The sequence below is a fragment of the Desulfatibacillum alkenivorans DSM 16219 genome, assembly GCF_900142135.1.
GTDB classification, from domain to species: domain Bacteria; phylum Desulfobacterota; class Desulfobacteria; order Desulfobacterales; family Desulfatibacillaceae; genus Desulfatibacillum; species Desulfatibacillum alkenivorans.
The window spans coordinates 252,186-270,367 of record NZ_FQZU01000001.1 but is presented as its reverse complement, the minus strand read 5'-3'; the positions used below and the strand labels follow the sequence as shown (position 1 = coordinate 270,367).

Here is an 18,182-nt window from a genome sequence, read left to right as displayed (position 1 = left end):
TAGGTTCCCTTATTCAATATTCTTACATAGTCTTCTTATAAAAATTCAATGCGTCTTGGGATTCCCGATAAACGAACTTCGTTGATTGTTTTTGCGCTGGCGCTCACCGCCTGGGTTGCGCATTTCTTCTGGGTTCGGGACTTTCTATTATTTGAAGACGATTACTCCCATGTGGGCAGGAGCCTGAACGGCGAGTGGGACGAAATATACTATCTCCTGAAGTGGGCGTGGGAAGCCTGGCCTCAGGGGCGCCCCCTGCATTTTTCGCTCATGCCCGTGCTTACCGGCCTTGGAATGCACATGGGCGGGCTGCCCTGGGTGTATTTTTTCGGATTCCTGTTCATCGCAGGCAACGCCGCGCTGTTTTACGTCATCGCCTTAAAAATGGCGCCGCCCGGCCCGGCTTTGGCGGGCGCATGCGCGTTTTGCCTGTTTCCGGCGGATACGACCCACGCCATGCTGACGCATAACATGGCGCTTCAGGCCTCGCTCATGTTTTTGCTGGCCGCCGTCTACTCCTATTTAAGCGGCAAAAAACGGATTTCCTACCTATTAATCGCGGGAACCCTGATCTGCTACGAAACCGCCATCGTCCCCTTTGTCGCCGCGCCTTTGCTAAAATCGCCCTGGAACCGCAAAACCCTCAAGGAGCTTGCAACCACAGCGGCCGTCGTAGCGCTTCTTATGACGGGGCACGCTTTGCTGAGAGCCTCCATGCACGAGCACAGGATGCTGGAGCTTGTCAGCAACAGTCCCTGGCTGCTTGCAGGCCATGTTCCGGCCTCCATGGTTATCGGGCCGCTGACCGTGCTAAAAGCCTTTATCCTCCGGCCCGGCTACGCCCTGAGCCATGCAAACGCCTTTATGGCGGCCTCCGGACTGATCTTTGCCGGAGGTTTGGGATGGGCGCTTTGGCGGCTTCCTTTGCCTTTGGAACTGAAAAGCCTGTCCTTTTCGGCCCTGTCGGAAAAACACGGGTTGAAAATGCAAGGCAGCCTCAAAATCCCGCGGGGGCTTGCGCCGGGCGGCAGGCTGTTAATAGCCGGGGCTCTCGCCCTGTGCCTGGCGTACGTGCTAACCTTCACCCGCTGGCCGCCTACAAGCCTGGGAGGACGCGACACCTGTGTGCACCTGGCTGCAACCTTCGGCGCATCCATTGTCATAACCGGGCTGGTTTGGATGATTCTGGAAACAGCCGGCATGTTCAGGCTTAAACTTGCAGCGGCCGCGGCCGTCGCAGTTTATCTGGCTTTACTGCTGGGCTTTTCTCTGGCCGTGCAAAAGGATTTTGTTAACGGCTCAGAATTTCAGCGAAAATTATGGGGGGAAGTCCTGCAGCTTTGCCCGGATCTGGAAGACGGGACCACCATTTTTATCAAGGAAAACATAAGGACGACGTCGGACTTTGTGATTCCCAATGCTTGGTCCGTGCGGCTGGTGCTGGAGCAAATGTTTCAATTTCCCAAAGACTGGACCTCCCCCCCGTCCCTGTTTATTTTAAATGAAAAAATCATTGCGGGCATTGCACCCGATCCGGGAGGAGAGTCATGGACCCTGCTAATTCCAGGAGAGGGCCGGGAAACCCGGGCCGTCAAACAAGGCGAGGTCATTGCGTTGGAATTGAACGCAGACGGATTGGTCCGGCTGGAATCCGCGGAGCATCGGCCCGGCTGGGAGGCCCTGGAGGGGCTGCAAGTCAAGCCTGAGGGAAAGGCCTCCATACAAAGCCTTGAAAAAAAGGCGCTTTACCGTATAATGACCGGGCGCGGCCTGCGTTAACGATTATGGAGGGGGGACGGACCGTGAGGGTGGTCACCATTGGGGAGCGCATTCAACACCATGCCGGGCGCTCGGGCTACGATCAGCTTGCCCGCCGCGTCCGCTCCAGGCCTTTATCCCCTGCAATTCATCGTGCATTGACGTCCATTCTAAAAAGAACGCCTTCCAGCGCCGTCAAGGCCAGCCTGGATTCCCCCCCCTACTCCTGGTATTGGAGGCCCCGGCAGCTTGCACAGGAACTGCAGGCAATGGGCTCCATGACCCTTGCCGGAGGCGTTTACCACTGGCTGTACGGAGAAAACGACTTTCGATGGGCGGGGCGTTTTCCCCGGCGGAAAGGCGCCAGGATCGTTGTCAGCCTGCACCAGCCGCCTCAAGTCTTTGAGAGGGTTTTTCCCGATCCCAGGGCCCTCAGAAGAGCGGACGCCGTGCTGGCGTGCTGCCGCAGCCAGGGGGATTATCTGAAGGATGTCGCCGGGGAGGATAAGGTTCATGTAATCCCCCACGGCGTGGATGCGGATTTTTTCACGCCTGCTCCCAAGCCTGTGGAGGAAAAATTCATCGTGCTGGCCGTAGGAAGCTGGCTAAGGGACTTTTCCCTGTTGGCGGAAGTCATCCGGGAAGCCGGCAGGCGCCGGTCAGGACTTTGCTTTCACCTGGTTCTGCCAAAGGACCGGATAAAGGACTTTGACGGGGCGCCAAACGTAAAAATTTTTCACAGCGTCCCGGATGCCCGCTTGCGCAGCCTGTATCAATCCGCGAGCGTTTTGCTCATGCCGGTCACGGATTTTACGGCAAGCAACACGTTGTTGGAAGGCATGGCCTGCGGCCTGCCCGCGGCGGCAACGGACGTGGGCGGCATGGGGGATTATATGGACTCATCCTGCGGCGTTTTTGTTCCGCCTTCCGACCCCGGACAGGCCCTGACCGCGCTAATGGATTTTAAGGACAGCCCGGATTTATTGGCCGCCATGGCTGAATCCGCCCGGAAAAGGGCCCTGGAATTTGATTGGAAAAACATCGCCCGGTCAGTCATGACAATCTATAAAGGCCTCTATGCCCGATAACGCCTCGAAAAATATGGCCCCTGCGGTTTCCGTACAGGGGATTAGCAAGGATTTCAGGGTGTCCGGACCTGAAAAGGCGGGATTTCTGCGCCGTTTCGTCCCAGCCCCCTTGAGACCGGGTGAAAAATTCCGCTCCCTGGACAACGTGAGTTTTGACGTCTCCAAAGGCGAAACTCTGGGCATTGTAGGCAGAAACGGCTCAGGCAAGACCACCCTGCTAAAAATCATTTGCGGCATTATGACGCCGACTCAGGGAGAGGTTCGGGTGCGGGGCAGGGTTTCCACCCTCCTGGATCTGGGAGCGGGGTTCGACCCTGAGTTCACGGGTCTGGAAAACGCCTATATAAACGGCGCGTTCATGGGTTACTCCCGGGAGGAGATGGCCGAAAAAATGCCGGCCATCCTGGACTTCGCCGGCATCGGGGAGTTCATCCACAGGCCGGTGAAAACCTATTCCAGCGGCATGTACGTCAGGCTGGCCTTCGCCGTGGCAATCCACGCCGATCCCGACGTCCTTGTGGTGGACGAAACCCTGGCCGTGGGAGACGAATCCTTCCGCAGGAAATGCTTCGCCCGGATCAACCGGATCCGCCGCAACGGCGGCACGGTCATCCTGGTTTCCCATTCCCTGCAAAACATTGTGGAGTTATGCCATACGGCACTGTGGATGGAGCGGGGGAAAATCATCCTGAAAGGTGCGCCGTCTTTTGTTGTGGGCGAATACGAACGGTTTGCCAATTCGTCCTTTGAAAACCAGAAAACCATCCTGGACCGGATTGCCGACTGCGCGGAACCCCAGGTTCCCGCCCAGGGCGACCGTCTGGTGGAGGAACTGGCCGGCTTTCATCAGCCCCGGGTGTATGAGCCCAACGGCGCGTGCATTCTCAACCCGCGGATTATCGGCCGGGACGGCAGGCCCGTGGGCAACCTGGTTATAGGCAGGGACTATTTTTACACCTATGACGTGCGGTTCGACCAGGACGCCAAAAACGTCCGCTTCGGCATGATGGTCAAGACGCAAAGCGGGCTGGAGGCGGGCGGCGCCGTCTCCCATGGCGCGGGCGACGCGCTGGAGTTTGTGGAAAAGGGCGCCCTGCTACGCCTGCGCTTCGCGTTCAAGTGCCAGCTTACGCCCAATGTGTATTTTATCAACGCCGGCGTCCAAAGCGTGGGAGACGAAAACTCCGTATATCTGCATCGCATAGTGGACGCCGTCATGTTCCGGGTCACGCCGCTCCCCGGACTGTTGGCCACAGGGATCATGGATTTCGGCGTTCACCTGAATGACGGCGAACGGGTCAGCGTGAAACGGGTTCAAAAACCATGAAATCCAGGGCCGTCGCCATATTGGGCATGCACCGCTGCGGAACCTCCATGACCGCCCGGATCGTCAATCTGCTAGGCGCCTATCTGGGCCGGGAGGAAGACCTCATGGGGCCGGCCCTGGACAATCTCGCCGGTTTCTGGGAGCGGTGGGACTTGATGGAATTCCACGACAAGGCCTTGCAGTCCATGGGCAGAACCTGGGACGATCCCTCCCCCACGCCCGATTGGGGCGCCCTGCCCCAGGCCCCAAACCTGGAGCGGGAGTTGATCGCCAAAGTTGAGGACGTCTTTACCGGCCGCCCCCTCTGGGCTTTTAAAGACCCCAGGGCCTGCCTGCTATTGCCGCTGTGGAAAAACGCCCTGTCCGCTTTAAAAGTTGAGTGTAGAGCGATAGTGATGGTGCGTAATCCCGTGGACGCCATTGGGTCTCTGGCCCGGCGCAACGGGTATTCCCGGGAAAAATGCTGCGCCTTGTGGGAGTTGCACTATCAGCAGGTGATGCATCATTTGGGAGAAACGCCGCACGTCATCGTCCTCTTTGAAGAACTGTGCAGCGCCCCGGCAGTTCAGATCGAAAAATTGGCTTCCGCCCTGGAAATTTGCGTGGATGAAAAAGCGATTGCGAACGCGGCTCGCTCCATCATGCCGGATCTGATCCATAGTCATTCCAGAGGGAAATACAGGCTGCCCGTTCAGGTGGAAGAAACCTATGAGCTTTTGAGAAAGAAGGCCCTGCGCCTCAAATAGAAACTGTCCGCCAAAAAACGCATTTAAGGGGTAGACTTGAGGTCAACTCATTTGCTATAGAAATCCAGCCGCGGGGAATCGCCTCCCGCCAGTCGTTTCAAATCAGTTTCACGAGTCCAGTCACCATTTAATTTTTGCGTTTCCTCAAACAAACTAGCCGCTGCCAGCCAGTGCACAAAAAAACCAATTACTAAACGGCCCTGAGGATTGGTCCCTCTATACGGCCAAAGGTTCTGCAGGAGGATTTTCAATGATGGGTGCAACACCGAACATGACCGATTATCAAAAAGAGTACGACGAGTTTACATGGGAAGTCCCCGAGTATTTTAACTTCGCCGGAGACGTCATCGACAAGTGGGCTCAAGACCCGGATAAACTCGCCATGTTATGGGTGGACGACGACGGAAACGAGGTTCGAAAGACCTTCGCTCAACTGAGCGCCGCCTCCAAAAAGCTGGCCAACCTGCTTTCAAGCCTGGGCGTGGGCCAGGGAGACGTTGTAATGGTGGTCCTGCCCCGGAACATCGAGTGGTGGGAAGTCTTCACCGCGTGCATCCGCATGGGCGCCCTGCTGGCCCCCGGCACCACCCAGTTGACCTCCAAGGACCTCCAGTTTCGGGCCAACAAAGCGGAAGCCTCCTGCATCATCACCAATCCGGAGCTGGCGGAAAAATTCGATAAGGTCGCCGGCGAATGCCCCACGGTCACATCCAAAATCATCATCACCGAACCCAGGGAAGACTGGACCTTTTACACGGAAGCCGTGGAAGCCGCGTCCGACCGGTTTGAAACCGCCAAAACCAAAAGCAGCGACAACTGCCTGGTCTACTTCACCTCGGGCACCGTGGGATTCCCCAAAATGGCCCTGCACACCCATGCTTCCTATCCCATCGGCCATCAGGTGACCGGCAAATACTGGCTGGACCTCAAGCCTGAGGACATGCACTGGAACGTGAGCGACACCGGCTGGGCAAAGGCCGCCTGGAGCAGCTATTTCGGTCCCTGGAACATGGGCGCGGCCCAGTTCATCCATCATACGGACCGGTTCGACCCCATCAAAACCCTGGAGCTTCTGGCCCAGTACCCCATCACCACCATGTGCGGCGCGCCGACCATTTACCGCATGCTGGTGCTTCAGGATCTCAGCCAGTTCAAGTTCCCCACCCTCCGGCATTGCGTGGGCGCGGGCGAGCCTTTGAATCCCGAAATCATCGAGGTCTGGAAAAAAGCCACCGGCTGCGTGATCCGCGACGGTTACGGCCAGACCGAAACCGTGCTTCTGGCCGGCAGCTTTCCCTGCATTGAGCCCCGGTTCGGCTCCATGGGCAAGCCCACCCCGGGCATCGAGCTTAAGGTCATTGACGAGGATTGCAACGAACTGCCCCCCAACACCGAGGGCGACATCGCCATCAAGGTCAAGCCCAACCGGCCCGTGGGGCTGTTTAAGGAATACTGGAAGGAGCCCGACCGCACAGCTTCGGTATATCGCGGCGATTACTACCTCACCGGCGACAGGGCTTATGTGGACGAAGACGGTTACTTCTGGTTCGTGGGCCGCGCCGACGACGTGATTCTGACCTCGGGATACCGCATCGGACCCTTTGAAGTGGAAAGCGCCCTTATCGAACACCCGGCCGTGGCCGAGTCCGCCGTGGTTTCCAGCCCGGACGAAACAAGGGGCGAGGTGGTCAAGGCATTCGTCATCCTGGCAAACGGCTTTACCGCAAGCGACGAACTGGCCAAGGAGCTGCAAAAGCACGTGAAAAACGTGACCGCGCCTTACAAATATCCCCGGAAGATCGAGTTTGTGGACGTCCTGCCCAAGACCGTGAGCGGAAAGATCCGCCGGGTCCAGCTCCGCAATCAGGAATGGGGCAAGGAATAAACGGAATTATTTTGATTGACTGAAAACACTGCGGCCGCATCCCAAAGTCCACCGGGGTGCGGCCGCATGGCTAATGTTCAATGATTATTGGATAATGCTGGAATCGTTTTCGCCGGAGAGAAAAATGGGCAGCCCCGGCAGAACAATGTTTTTGGTTTTTGAAGACGCCTCTCAAAAACTCAATAACTATGAGTCAGGAGGCTTAGCAGAGGGCTCACCGCCTTTTGATCAGGTGCAAGGTGAGGAAAATCTTGTTGGAGGCAACTTTTTTGGGGCGGCCCAGGCAGCGCCGTTCGACGTCAGCCGCAATATTTTATAAATCAAGCATTGTCATGGGCATGATCCAGGGGCAGGCGAATTATGAAATTGGCGCCATTGCCCGGCGAGGAAACCACATCCATGGTTCCGCCGTGGTTCTGGGTGATGATGAAGTACGAGACGGACAACCCAAGCCCGGTTCCTTCGCCCACGGGCTTGGTCGTGAAAAAGGGTTCGAAAATCCGTGACAGGGTTGCCTTGTCCATGCCAGGGCCGTTGTCCTGGATTTCCATGCGCAGCATGCGTTCTTCCCTGGCAAGCCGTAAGACAAAACAGGGCGTATACCCGCGGCTCGCATCCGAGGATTGCATTGCATGGGCGCCGTTTCGGAGAATGTTAAGCAGGACCTGCTGGATTTTGGTCCCTTCACAAGATATTTCAGGAAGATTTTCCTCATATTCTTTGATGATTTTGATTGTTTTGAAATCCTGCTGTTTTTTCAAGTCATAATCCGTGGACGCCAGTTCAAGGATTTTGTCCATAAGGTCCACCGGATGATGGAGTGAGAAAGTCTCATTGGATTTTCTGGCGAAGCTGAGCATGTTTTTGACGATTTCCGCCACTCTTTTGCTGGATTCATCGATGGTCTCCAGCATCCGGGGAATGCTCCTTTTTTCCATGTACGCCTTGATCACATCCATGGACGCTCCCGCCTCTTGGGCAGCGCGGATGTTTGCCGGCAATTCCAATTGCTCCAGCCTTGACCGCATCACATTCGCAGTCTGTATGATGCCGGCCAGGGGGTTGTTTATCTCGTGAGCCATGCCTGCAGCCAGCCCGCCAACGGACAGCATTTTTTCATTCTGGATCATCATCTCCTCAAGCCGCACCTGTTCCGTTACATCATCCACCCGGATAACGGCGCCTTCCACGCCATTGGCGACCAGGGGATAGATGGTGATATCCTCGTAGCGGGTTTCGTCCTGATTTCGGCTGGGGGCCTTTGAATTATGGAGCACCTGACGGTCCCGGATGGAAGCCTGGATGCGGTCCATCTCATACGCCAGGCCGGAGAACACCTTGTCCAGGGGTTGGAACCGGGCGTTTTCCGAGGGTATCCCGGTGACCTGCTCGGCCCGTTTATTCCACTGGGTGACCAGCCCTTTGGAGTCCACCCCCACCAGGACCGAAGGCATGGAGTCAATGATGTTGGACAGGTAGTTGCGCAGGCGGCGCAATTCTTCTTCGTCCTTCTTTTGTTGGGTGACGTCCACGCCGACGCCTACGACGCCGATGACCTTTCCATCGGAATCCTTTAACGGAGAATAGGACCCTCGCATCCACAACTCGGTTCCGTCCAATTTAGGGACCTTAATCTCAACGCCGCCGACCATCTCGCCTTGCATCGCCCTGTTCATATAACGCCATGCCGGCGTCTCCTGTACGCCGGGGAAGATATCCCAAACCGTTCTGCCCACCACATCTTGCCTCGCTTGATCGAAACATTCTTCATGCCTCCTATTGACAAGCTGATAGACAAATTCCTGGTCTACCGTCGCCACGGACTCATCCATGGATTCCAAAATATTGCTGAGCAGCCGCCTGTTTTTACGCAATTCCTCTTCCGCTTGTTTGCGCTGGGTGATATCCTGAATAAAGGCGACCGCATATCTCCGCCCTTCGTATTCGAACAGGTTGCTGCTGACCTCCACAGGAACCTCGGAGCCGTCTTGCCTTAGATGAACAGACTCAAAGCACTCCCCTTCTTTTCGGGCTTTTGCCATGTTCCAGGCCGCCTCTTCATCTAACTTTGCCTGTAAGGGATCAACCTCCCAAGTACCCATGGAGGCCAGTTCCTCCCTCGTATACCCCAGCATCCGGGCGGCGGCTTCATTGACGTCCAGGATGCGCCTGCCTTCGCCGATCAGGTAGATCCCCAAGGGGGCGTTTTCAAAACTGAAACGGGTGATGCGCAAGGATTCTTCCATTTTTCGGCGTTCGGTGATGTCCCAAAAGATGCCCAGAACACCGCTGACTTCCCCCGCATCATCCCGTATCGGAACTTTAACGGTCTGAACAAACATGGTTTCTCCGTCTTTGATATAGGATTCCTCAATTTCCTCCGATTCCCCCGCCGAGAGAATCCGTTCATCGTCAGACCGATATTTTTCCGCAATTTCCTTTGGAAACAGATCAAAGTCATTTTTCCCTTCAATCTGCGCCTCTGTCATGTTCACATCCTGTGCGTAATTCCGGTTGCATGAAACATATTTAAAATATTTGTCCTTAAGAAAAATTCTCTGCGGAATATTATTGACGAGCGTCTTATATTTGGACTCGCTTTCGCGAAGCCCTTGATTCAGCTTTGACATCTCCGCAACTTTGGACGTAATCTCGGCAGCCATGGCATTAAACGCCCAGGCAAGTTTACCGATTTCATCCTCGGCCCTGATCGGGACCGCTACATCAAATTTCCCGTCTTCAACCCGTTTCATGGCGTGCATCAACTGGCTGATGGGACGCAAAATAATCGTATTCAAGCCAAAAATGCCAAAGATAATCACGAGAAGAGGAACCAAAAAAAGAAAAACAACCACCGTTGTCAAAGTGGAGCGGCTTGCATTTTCCAATTTCATATTGGCGGCGTCCAGATCGGACTTGGCTCTTGCAACAAAGGCGTCAATCTCCGTTGATTTGGCGGCCGAGTCAAAGGCGTCTCTTGCTTCTGCAATCTGTGCCTGATAGCGCGAAAGGGTTGCATCCGACTCGGTAATCAATCGCTCAAGGGATTCGATTTGGGCGAACAGTTCCGAAAACAAGGCGAGAAGACTGCCGTCCGAATCAATCAATTCAAGCTGCGAGGAAATAAACCGCTGATTTTTCATGACCACGCTTTTGTCGGCGTTCGAAAAACTTCTGGATACCAAGCCGTTGAGCGCGACCAGCGTCAGTTGATTAAGGCTTTTTAAGACATAAGGCGCCAAGGCGCCTTTTTCGGAAGCATCCTCTCCCATGACGCGCTCCAACTGAAGGATCGCCAAAACGGTAGCGATCCTTTCATCCAATTGATAATACAATGTATTAATTTTAAACCTGATATCGTCGAAAGCCTGATCAATATCCGCCGACGCCTTTTCCTTCGAGGCAATGAGATCCACCAGCCGCAGCCCTGACTCAGACAGAATGTCATAACCAGGCATTTGTTGTCCGGCGGGCAGGAGGAATTGCTCCCGGGCAAGGGGCGGGACATGCTCCTGGGCCGCCATGTCCGAAACCGAACGAATCAAACTGGTCTTCCATTCTTCAAACTCCTGAATGTCGGCCAACTTTTTGTCTACACTGTCCCGGATGTTTCGATTTGCCAAAACTTCGTGCTGGGTCCAGATGCTCATAAAGGCGAGCAAGACAAAAACAATAAAAAACACGGCGCCTGCAGCAAAAATTTTACTTTTTATCGTCATGCTGAAAATCCTTGTTTTTGTTTTTCCAAAACCCGCATCCCACCCAGGCTTTCCGCCCGTCTTGCAGGGTAATCCCCCTCACATAGGAATACTTTGACATGAGCGTCTTCGTATAAGGGTTCAGCCAATCATATTCAATCCATCCCTCGCCGTCCTTCTCAATCATCCGGGCGATCTCAAAAAAAAGCATCCTGCCGCTGGGCGTCCTCAGATGCCACATATTCTTCCCAACAAGCTCCGGACGACTTCCCTGCCCGCAGCATACGGCCTCTTTTTTCTCGATATTGTAGCAATGGATAAAAACATAAAGATTTTTTTCCCGGTCCAAAAAATCCGGGTTGGTTTGAAGGGCGTGCTGCACAGCGGACATGTCGCCGGAATGCCGGCTGACGTAATCATAAGCCGCATTCACAATCCCTTTTGTTTTTGCGGCGATGTCCTGAATGGGCTCATCATCCTGGGCCGTCGATGCAGGCGCGAACCCTAAAACCAGGAGTATCATGACTATTAAAAATGGCCCCCTGCATTTCATGGGCGATCACCTCCCTCGCTTGCGGATCCATTGGAATCGGTTTGCTCATCTGTTTGGAGCGATACCAAAATGCAAATAACATACTACCAAGCCGGTGCGGATAAGGTAAAGTAATGTGAATACCCACAGCCGAGCAAAAAATCCCGTTTTCAAATAGCTGGAGAGCAGGGGGAGCGGGCGGCCTCCCAAGATCCTCCTTTGGATTCAAATTAATGGTGAGATAATGATTGACGCAGACCTGAATTATTGTGTATTATATACTAAACAATAAACATAAGCCGGCAAGATCGTGTAACTGGCATAGGGCTGATCAATCTCAAAGAACGAAAGCGGCGTGCAAAGCCGAAGACCCGCAATGAATCTCTATTCGCATGCTGCAGGGCGGTCTTTGTGTAAGCGATTTAAGTATCTGTTATATTTAGATTTTAGCTAAAAATCCAATTTGATCGATAGTCCGGAAATGGGCTGATATAGGGCCTTTGTTTTTTCGCCCCATAATGTAGGCGTTTAAGCGGGGCTTTTTAGGGGTGTCATGATGCGCCTTCGGTGCGAGAGGCGAGTCGTGATTTTTTTAAGGGCATTTTGTGTATTATATACTAAACACTAACAAGGAGGCGGCACATGGAAAAACGAACATGGATCTCTGCGTCCGGAAAAACCGACATCGGCAAAGAAGCGGACAAGTCAATCGCCAAGACGGATTACTCCAAAGTGCGGAGTCTGGGGGTTGACGACCAGGGCGGCGGCGCCACAATCGTAACCTACGAATTGACCGGCGCCTGGATGGATGAACTGGAGTATCGGGGGAATGTGTATGACCTTATCGACATTCCCAGCGCGGGGGTGCACACGCAGCCGGGCCATCCGGCGGTCCCCCAGGAAGGGCTCTTTGTGGCCGTTCCGCCCAATGCAAAGGTTACGGGCGTGAAGCTGCTCAAAGAGGCGGATCGCGAGCTTGACGGGAAATACAACCTGATTCCCGTGGCCGAGCCCGCCATCGAAGGCCAGGCGGAGGTGTACAAACCGGACCCCGGCATATACGGGAAAGACGCTTTTGTTCCGGATCAGCCCTTCGAGTTCGTGGGGGAAAAACGGGTTTCAGGCCGTCTGGTGGCGCACATCCTGGTTTTTCCGGCCAAGTACAATCCCCAGACTGGCAAAGTCGTTTTGGTGGAAAGAATGGAACTGGAAGTGACTTACGACACCAAGCCGGGCATGGACTGCGTCCCCATGAAACGCGGCCAGGCATCCAACGCCATTCTGGACTCCCTGATTCTGGACGCCGGCACGGCTTTTGAGACGGAAGACAAGCTGGGCGCAGACGCGGACGCCAAGGCGGCCGAGCCCAAAAAGCTCAAGGACCCGGGCAACCACGGCGATTTTGTCATTGTGACCACCGGCGATCTCAAGGACGCCTTTAAAAACTTCATCGACATTCGCAACCTGGACCACACGGTCAAGCTCGCGCTGCTGGATGACATCAAAAAGGAATTTCCGGCAACCGGGGATGACGTTTCCATCAAGGATTTTCTTACCTATGCCTACAATAACTGGGCGCTGCGCCCTAAATGGGTGATCCTGGGAGGAGACGTGGACAAAATCCCCACCCATCATACGGCCTGCGCAACCTGGAACGATCCGGGCGACGAGCCGCATCATGGGCTCATGGCCTCGGATCATTACTATGCCGACATTTCCGGGGATATTCTGCCCGAACTCCTGGTCGGCCGCTTTCCGGCAAGCGACGTTGATACTATGAAGAAAATCTGCGTGCGCGCCCTCGCCTTCGGCCGCCACGGCAGCCAATGGCGGGACGTCATTATGCTCACCACCTACCAGCGCAACGATTACGAGCAGTGCAAGGACGCCATCGCCGTCGCCATTGACGGGGAAAAACGCAAGGATTACAACGCCGCGTTAAAATACTACGGCAGCGATCCGGCGGCGACCAAGGCGAAGATCATTGAAAGACTCAACGAACGGGACAACCATAACGTCGCCAAAAACGGCGGCGCGGATATCGTGAACTATCGCGGGCACGGCTCCCAGACCGCCTGGCAGGCTTCCAATGGACTGAACATCAACGACGTCACCAACCTGAAAACCGGAAGCAAGACGCCCTTGGTCCTCAGCATCTGCTGCCTGAACAATTTCATTGACTGGACAGGCCCCTGCTTTGGCGAAACATGGATCAGCAAATTGAAATCCGCCGGATTCTGGGGAGCGTCCAGGCCGTCCTACACCGCCGTAAATCACAAGTTCGACAAATTTTTATGGGAAGGAATCATCAACGAGCGGTACACCGGCATCGGCGAAATCGCCCAATACGGCACGGCCAAGTTATGGCAGAATGATACCAGCGACCTGGCCAAGCAGAACATCAAGATGTACCTGCTCCTGGGGGACCCGACGGCGGACGCCAAAAAGGTGAAAAACTACTCGGTCAGCTTCAAGGGCAATGACGGCTCCTATGCATCGGTTTCCAACTCTCCCGACATTGCGACGGCCAAGGAGATTACGGTTGAGGTCATGATGCGCGCCGAATCCTTTAACGGCGGAAACTGGCAGGACGCCGTGGTTTCCAAGCACGGCCCCGAAAGCGGCTGGGAGCTCCGTGTGGGGGAAGCCATCCCCCGCATGATGGTCACCATTGGCAAGACGCATTATTACGCCCAGCCCGACGATCCCTCAAAGTCCCCCAAGCTGAAAGCCAAACGCTGGTATCATCTGGCGGGGACCTTTGACGGCAAAATCATTAAAATGTACGTGGACGGGGAGCTTTGGTTCAGCAAATCCGTCAAGGGAAACATCACCCAATACAACGGAGACCTTGTCTTTGCTAAAAACGCCAATCCCGAGTGGGACAAACGGTGGTTCCAGGGGGACATCGCCAGCGTGGCCTTGTGGAACAAAGCCCGCTCCCAAAAGGAGATCCAGGGCGATATTTTCGACAATATCCTCGCAGACGAAATCGATCGGCACAACGGCCTGCTCGGCTATTGGGCCATGAACGAGGGCGGCGAAGAAGGCGCAATCGTCTCCGATAAGTTCAACGTGCTGTATGACCAGGTGCAGACCAGCATCAATATCCTGAGCGTCACTAACAGCGGCCGCATCCACAAAGCCTCCTGGCAAAAGCAGCATCTCAACTTTTATTTTACCGGCCAGTACACCTGCGGGACAAAATACGGAGGAACGACCGGAACATGGCATGATGCGTCCAACCTGGAAATCAAGTCAGACGGAGACATAACCTATGCGGGAAAGACGCTCGTCAAGCCTCTGATCGAAGCCAATCGAATCGCCTGGTGCATTGAAGACGGAAACGACTCGGAAGGCGCCATCGAGTTGATGTTAGGCAGCGACTCCCGTTATTTTTGGCCGGAGGGGGATCAGACCTGCAGGCTCTTCCAGGGCTGGATCAGAGACAAAGGCCCGTCAGGCCCCCTCGACTTCAGGGGCAAGACGAACTGATTTCACGAAGCCGCGACAGCGGCCGGCTTCCCTGGAAATTCCATACAAACAACAATATCAAGAACCTGGAGAAGCTCAAACTTTATTCGCTTGCGGGAGACGGCTCGTCTCCCGCTTTTTTTGAGGATGAAAAAAGGCTTTAGGATTCCGGCGGAAACATTTTGCCGGGATTAAGGATGTGGTTCGGGTCGAACACGTCCTTGATCTGGCGCATGATTGCTATCTGGGCGGGGGGAACTTCCATGTCAAAATACGGGGCTTTGGAAATGCCCACGCCGTGCTCGCCGGAAATGGTGCCGCCCAGTTTCAGGACGTAGTCAAAAAGCTCCACCACGGCGGACTCGGCCTTTTCCAGGGCGACCGGGTCTTCCTTATCCAGCATGATGTTAAAATGAATGTTGCCGTCCCCGGCATGGCCGAAGCTGACCATGGTCAGGCCGGTTTTCTCCCGGAGTTGGTTGATCCTGCGCACCACGTCGGGAATTTTCGTGCGGGGCACCACAATGTCTTCGTTGATTTTATGCGGGCCGTACTTGAAAAGGGCCGGCGACAGCCCCTTGCGGGCTTTCCAGAGATTGGCGGCGGCTTCGGCGTCGTCCACGCCTGATACGGTGCGGGCGTTCTGATCCCGGCAGACCTTGGCGACCCTTTCGGCGGCGCGCTCCGCCTGCTGGGGATCGCCGTCCACTTCCAAAAGCAGAATGGCTTCCGCGTCCGTGGGCAGGCCGATTTCCAGGTGGCTTTCGGCGCATCCTATAGCCGCCTGATCCAGGTATTCGATGCTCCGGCATATGATGCCGGCGGAGAACACGGCGGCCACGGTTTTGGCGGCGTCGTCGATTTTGTCGTACACGGCCGTAATGGTGCGCACCGACTCAGGCAGAGGCAAGAGGCGCACGGTGATCCGGGTAATGACGGCCAGGGTGCCTTCGGAGCCTGTGATCAGCCGGGTGAGGTCGTAGCCCACCACGCCTTTGGCCGTGCGCACGCCGGTGGTGATGATCTCGCCTGCGCCGGTGACCGCTTCCAGGCCCAGGACGTAATCCCTGGTGACGCCGTATTTGACGGCCTTGGGGCCTCCCGCGCATTCGGCCACGTTGCCGCCCATGGTGCAGTAGGCCGAACTGGACGGGTCCGGGGGATAAAACAGGCCCTGGGCTTCCACCAGCTTCTGAAAATCGCCGGTGACCACCCCGGGCTCCACGTCCGCCGTCAGATTGGCCGGATCCACGCCAAGCACCTGGTCCATGCGGGTCAGGGGCATAACCACCCCGCCTTCCACGGCCAGGGACCCGCCGGTCATTCCCGTTCCCGCTCCCCGGGGGATGACGTAAAAATTATTGAGATTGGCCAGGTTGATGATTTCAGCCACGTGGGCTGTGGTGGCCGGAAAAACCACGGCGTCGGGCGCAAAATCCCTGTTGGACGCGTCATAGGCGTAAGCCGCCCGCTGATGCCATGAGTCATGGACGTGTTTGGGGCCAACGATTTTTTTCAGAATTTTTATAATGGCGGCGTCTATGGGCATAATAAAAAAGGCCTCCCCCGCAGCAGGCTGCAGGGAAGGCCCAAAAGGCAGCTTCATGACTGCGGAAAAATGATCTCGTCAGGTTTTAAAATTCCCCGGATTCAATTTTCCCGCACAGGAAAAGGACAGGCTCCCGCATGTCCCCGTGTTCGCGGATGTGGCGTTCCACCACGCCCACGGCATGGAGGGCCGTGGCGTGATAGCGGTTAAAGCTCCGGCCGATGGCCTGCAGGGACTGATCCGTATAGCGCCGGCCCAAATACATGGCGACCTGCCTGGGACGTGCTATGGCTTGCTTCCGGGACCGGGACCGCAGATCTTCTTCGGTGACCCGGTAATATTTGCAGACCATCTTTGTTATGACGCCCAGAGTCAAGGCTTTTCTGTTCCTGACGATGTTCCCAACCACTTCCCGGGCCATTTTCAGGTCGATGCCGCGCCCCATGATAGAGTTTCTGGCGGCCAGGCCTTTGATGCCGCTTTCCAGGTGGCGGATGTCCCCGGTGAGTTCGGAGGCCATGAATTCGGCCACATCCATGGGCAGAGCTATTTTGGCGGAATTGGCTTTGCGCTGAAGTATGCGCATTCGCATTCTGAAATCCGGGGCTTCCAGGCTGGAAATGACTCCGGCGTTGAGCCTGGAGCGCATGGAATCGTGCATCTTGGGGATTTCCGAAGGCAGATACGCACTGGTGAAAACCAGGCGCTTGTTGGTTTCCATGAGGGAATCCAAGGTAAATGCCAATTCATCCTGGGTCCGGTTCTTTCCGCTCAGAAAATGGACGTCTTCCAGGATCAACGTGTCGCAGTTCCTGCGGTATTTTTCCTTGAACGAGGAAATGGTTCCCGTGTTCAGGGCGCCGATCATCTCGTTGGTGAAATCTTCCGCAGTGATGTAAAAAACCCGCTCCTCGGGGCTTTCCTGCATCACCTGGCGCCCCACCGCCTGGGACAAATGGCTCTTGCCCAACCCGGTCTGAGCCAGGAGATATAATGGAGCATGAAGTTTGGAACGTTTGGAGGCTACGGACAACGCCGCCGAATAGGCGAAGTCGTTGCAATCCCCCACCACAAAACTGTCAAAGGTGAAATCCCGGTTCAGGAGCCTCCCCGAACTGGGCCGGGGAATGTCGGCGAAGGCAGGCAGGCACAACTGCTGAGGCGCCTCTTCCGGCGCCTCCGGGGCCTCGGCCGCGCACTCCGCCACCTCCAAAAGGACTTTTAACGGTCGTTGGGCCGCCTCGCGCATCGCCGATTCCAGCAAGCCGCGATAGTGGTCCATCAACCATTTCTTAGCCAAGGGGTTTGGGCATCCCAGCACCACCGAATCCTCGGCGGCTTTGAGCACCTTCAACGGATCAATCCACATGAGATATCCCTGATCCGGCACCTGCGAACGAATGGCTTCCTTGGCCTTTTCCCAGACTAGCCGCATAGAATCTGTCATCATGGATATTCCCTACGAGTAATTTAAAAGGTTAAAATTTCTAAGGCTTTTCCCGGCCGCAAAGGTATCCTGTACGGTTTTGATCGGGTTTTTGCCGTCCCCTTTTCATCAACCGCTTAAAAAGTTTTTTGGCCGCTTACAAAAAATTTGGAAAAAAATATCCTCTGGGTGTGCTACAATAGCCCCTGATTGCCCGGACGTCTCACCGGACATGGACGCAACTGCGCCGTTCCAAATGGGAATGTTTTCAGATATTTTTTCGCGGTTTTTTTGAAGCGGGCCGAAGTGACCCAAGCGTTGATAGCGTTATAAGCTCAGAGGCCCTTCGACGTCAAATCGGATAAGAGCGATTTTCTTCTTAAAAACATCTCAAACCTCCGGCTCCCGTCCTAAAAATAACCTCCTGATTTTTTAATCAAATTTTAACACATGAAATTTAAACCGCCTAAATCACACTTGTTTCTTTTATGGTTTCTTTTCCCAAGCATATTGGGAACATCCGTGCACCTGTGAAGTTATTAACAATTTTACGATCTCCCATTTCCTCCAATTTCCTCTGGATTATTCCGATTTTCGCCCTCATCGAAAACCGAGACCTCTTTTCCGGAGCCTTGGACTTTGAAAACATTATGTTTTGCGCAATTCGGGGTTGATCTTTTTTTTTCAAAAAAAAGTTAT

At 54.9% G+C, this 18,182-nt stretch carries 11 protein-coding genes; 7 read left to right on the top strand and 4 right to left on the bottom strand.

The window, feature by feature from the left end; translation table 11 throughout:
* Positions 1–81 precede the first annotated feature (81 nt).
* The 6 genes from BUE18_RS01085 (at position 82) to BUE18_RS01060 (ending at position 7,123) form a co-directional block, all read left to right on the top strand.
* Entirely contained in the window at positions 82–1,779 is a 1,698-nt protein-coding gene (locus tag BUE18_RS01085; protein ID WP_073472011.1) for a hypothetical protein, read from the top strand.
* Positions 1,780–1,802: 23 nt separating this feature from the next.
* Positions 1,803–2,846 (top strand): glycosyltransferase family 4 protein, encoded by a 1,044-nt coding sequence (locus BUE18_RS01080; protein ID WP_073472009.1) that lies wholly within the window; start codon positions 1,803–1,805, stop codon positions 2,844–2,846.
* Entirely contained in the window at positions 2,836–4,173 is a 1,338-nt protein-coding gene (locus tag BUE18_RS01075; RefSeq protein WP_083610686.1) for an ABC transporter ATP-binding protein, read from the top strand. The genes BUE18_RS01080 and BUE18_RS01075 overlap by 11 nt, the downstream gene beginning before the upstream one ends.
* Positions 4,170–4,919, top strand: a complete 750-nt coding sequence (locus tag BUE18_RS01070) for a sulfotransferase family protein (protein WP_073472008.1) — start codon at positions 4,170–4,172, stop codon at positions 4,917–4,919. Before BUE18_RS01075 ends, BUE18_RS01070 begins: the two co-directional genes overlap by 4 nt.
* Positions 4,920–5,169: 250 nt before the next feature.
* Positions 5,170–6,804: an AMP-binding protein gene (locus tag BUE18_RS01065; RefSeq protein ID WP_139264574.1), complete on the top strand. Its 1,635-nt coding sequence runs from the start codon at positions 5,170–5,172 to the stop codon at positions 6,802–6,804.
* 124 nt (positions 6,805–6,928) lie between these two features.
* On the top strand, positions 6,929–7,123 hold the full coding sequence (locus BUE18_RS01060; protein WP_073472006.1) for a hypothetical protein: 195 nt from the start codon (positions 6,929–6,931) through the stop codon (positions 7,121–7,123).
* 1 nt (position 7,124) lies between these two features.
* Here BUE18_RS01060 and BUE18_RS01055 read toward each other — a convergent pair whose 3' ends face one another.
* Both BUE18_RS01055 and BUE18_RS01045 read right to left on the bottom strand, forming a co-directional pair.
* On the bottom strand, positions 7,125–10,523 hold the full coding sequence (locus BUE18_RS01055; protein ID WP_083610685.1) for a PAS domain S-box protein: 3,399 nt from the start codon (positions 10,521–10,523) through the stop codon (positions 7,125–7,127).
* The gene (locus tag BUE18_RS01045) at positions 10,507–11,055 is read right to left on the bottom strand and encodes a cache domain-containing protein (protein WP_073472005.1); all 549 of its coding nucleotides are present in this window, start codon (positions 11,053–11,055) and stop codon (positions 10,507–10,509) included. Before BUE18_RS01045 ends, BUE18_RS01055 begins: the two co-directional genes overlap by 17 nt.
* Positions 11,056–11,676: 621 nt before the next feature.
* Between BUE18_RS01045 and BUE18_RS01040 the strand changes: the two genes are divergently transcribed.
* Entirely contained in the window at positions 11,677–14,529 is a 2,853-nt protein-coding gene (locus BUE18_RS01040) for a C25 family cysteine peptidase (protein ID WP_073472003.1), read from the top strand.
* Positions 14,530–14,668: 139 nt separating this feature from the next.
* On the opposite strand, the gene BUE18_RS01035 is transcribed toward BUE18_RS01040, so the two are convergent.
* Both BUE18_RS01035 and dnaA read right to left on the bottom strand, forming a co-directional pair.
* Positions 14,669–16,057: an FAD-binding oxidoreductase gene (locus BUE18_RS01035; RefSeq protein WP_073472336.1), complete on the bottom strand. Its 1,389-nt coding sequence runs from the start codon at positions 16,055–16,057 to the stop codon at positions 14,669–14,671.
* 85 nt (positions 16,058–16,142) lie between these two features.
* A complete protein-coding gene (dnaA, locus tag BUE18_RS01030) occupies positions 16,143–17,507 on the bottom strand; it encodes a chromosomal replication initiator protein DnaA (protein ID WP_083610684.1) in 1,365 nt (454 codons plus the stop codon).
* Between the last annotated feature and the right edge of the window lie 675 nt (positions 17,508–18,182).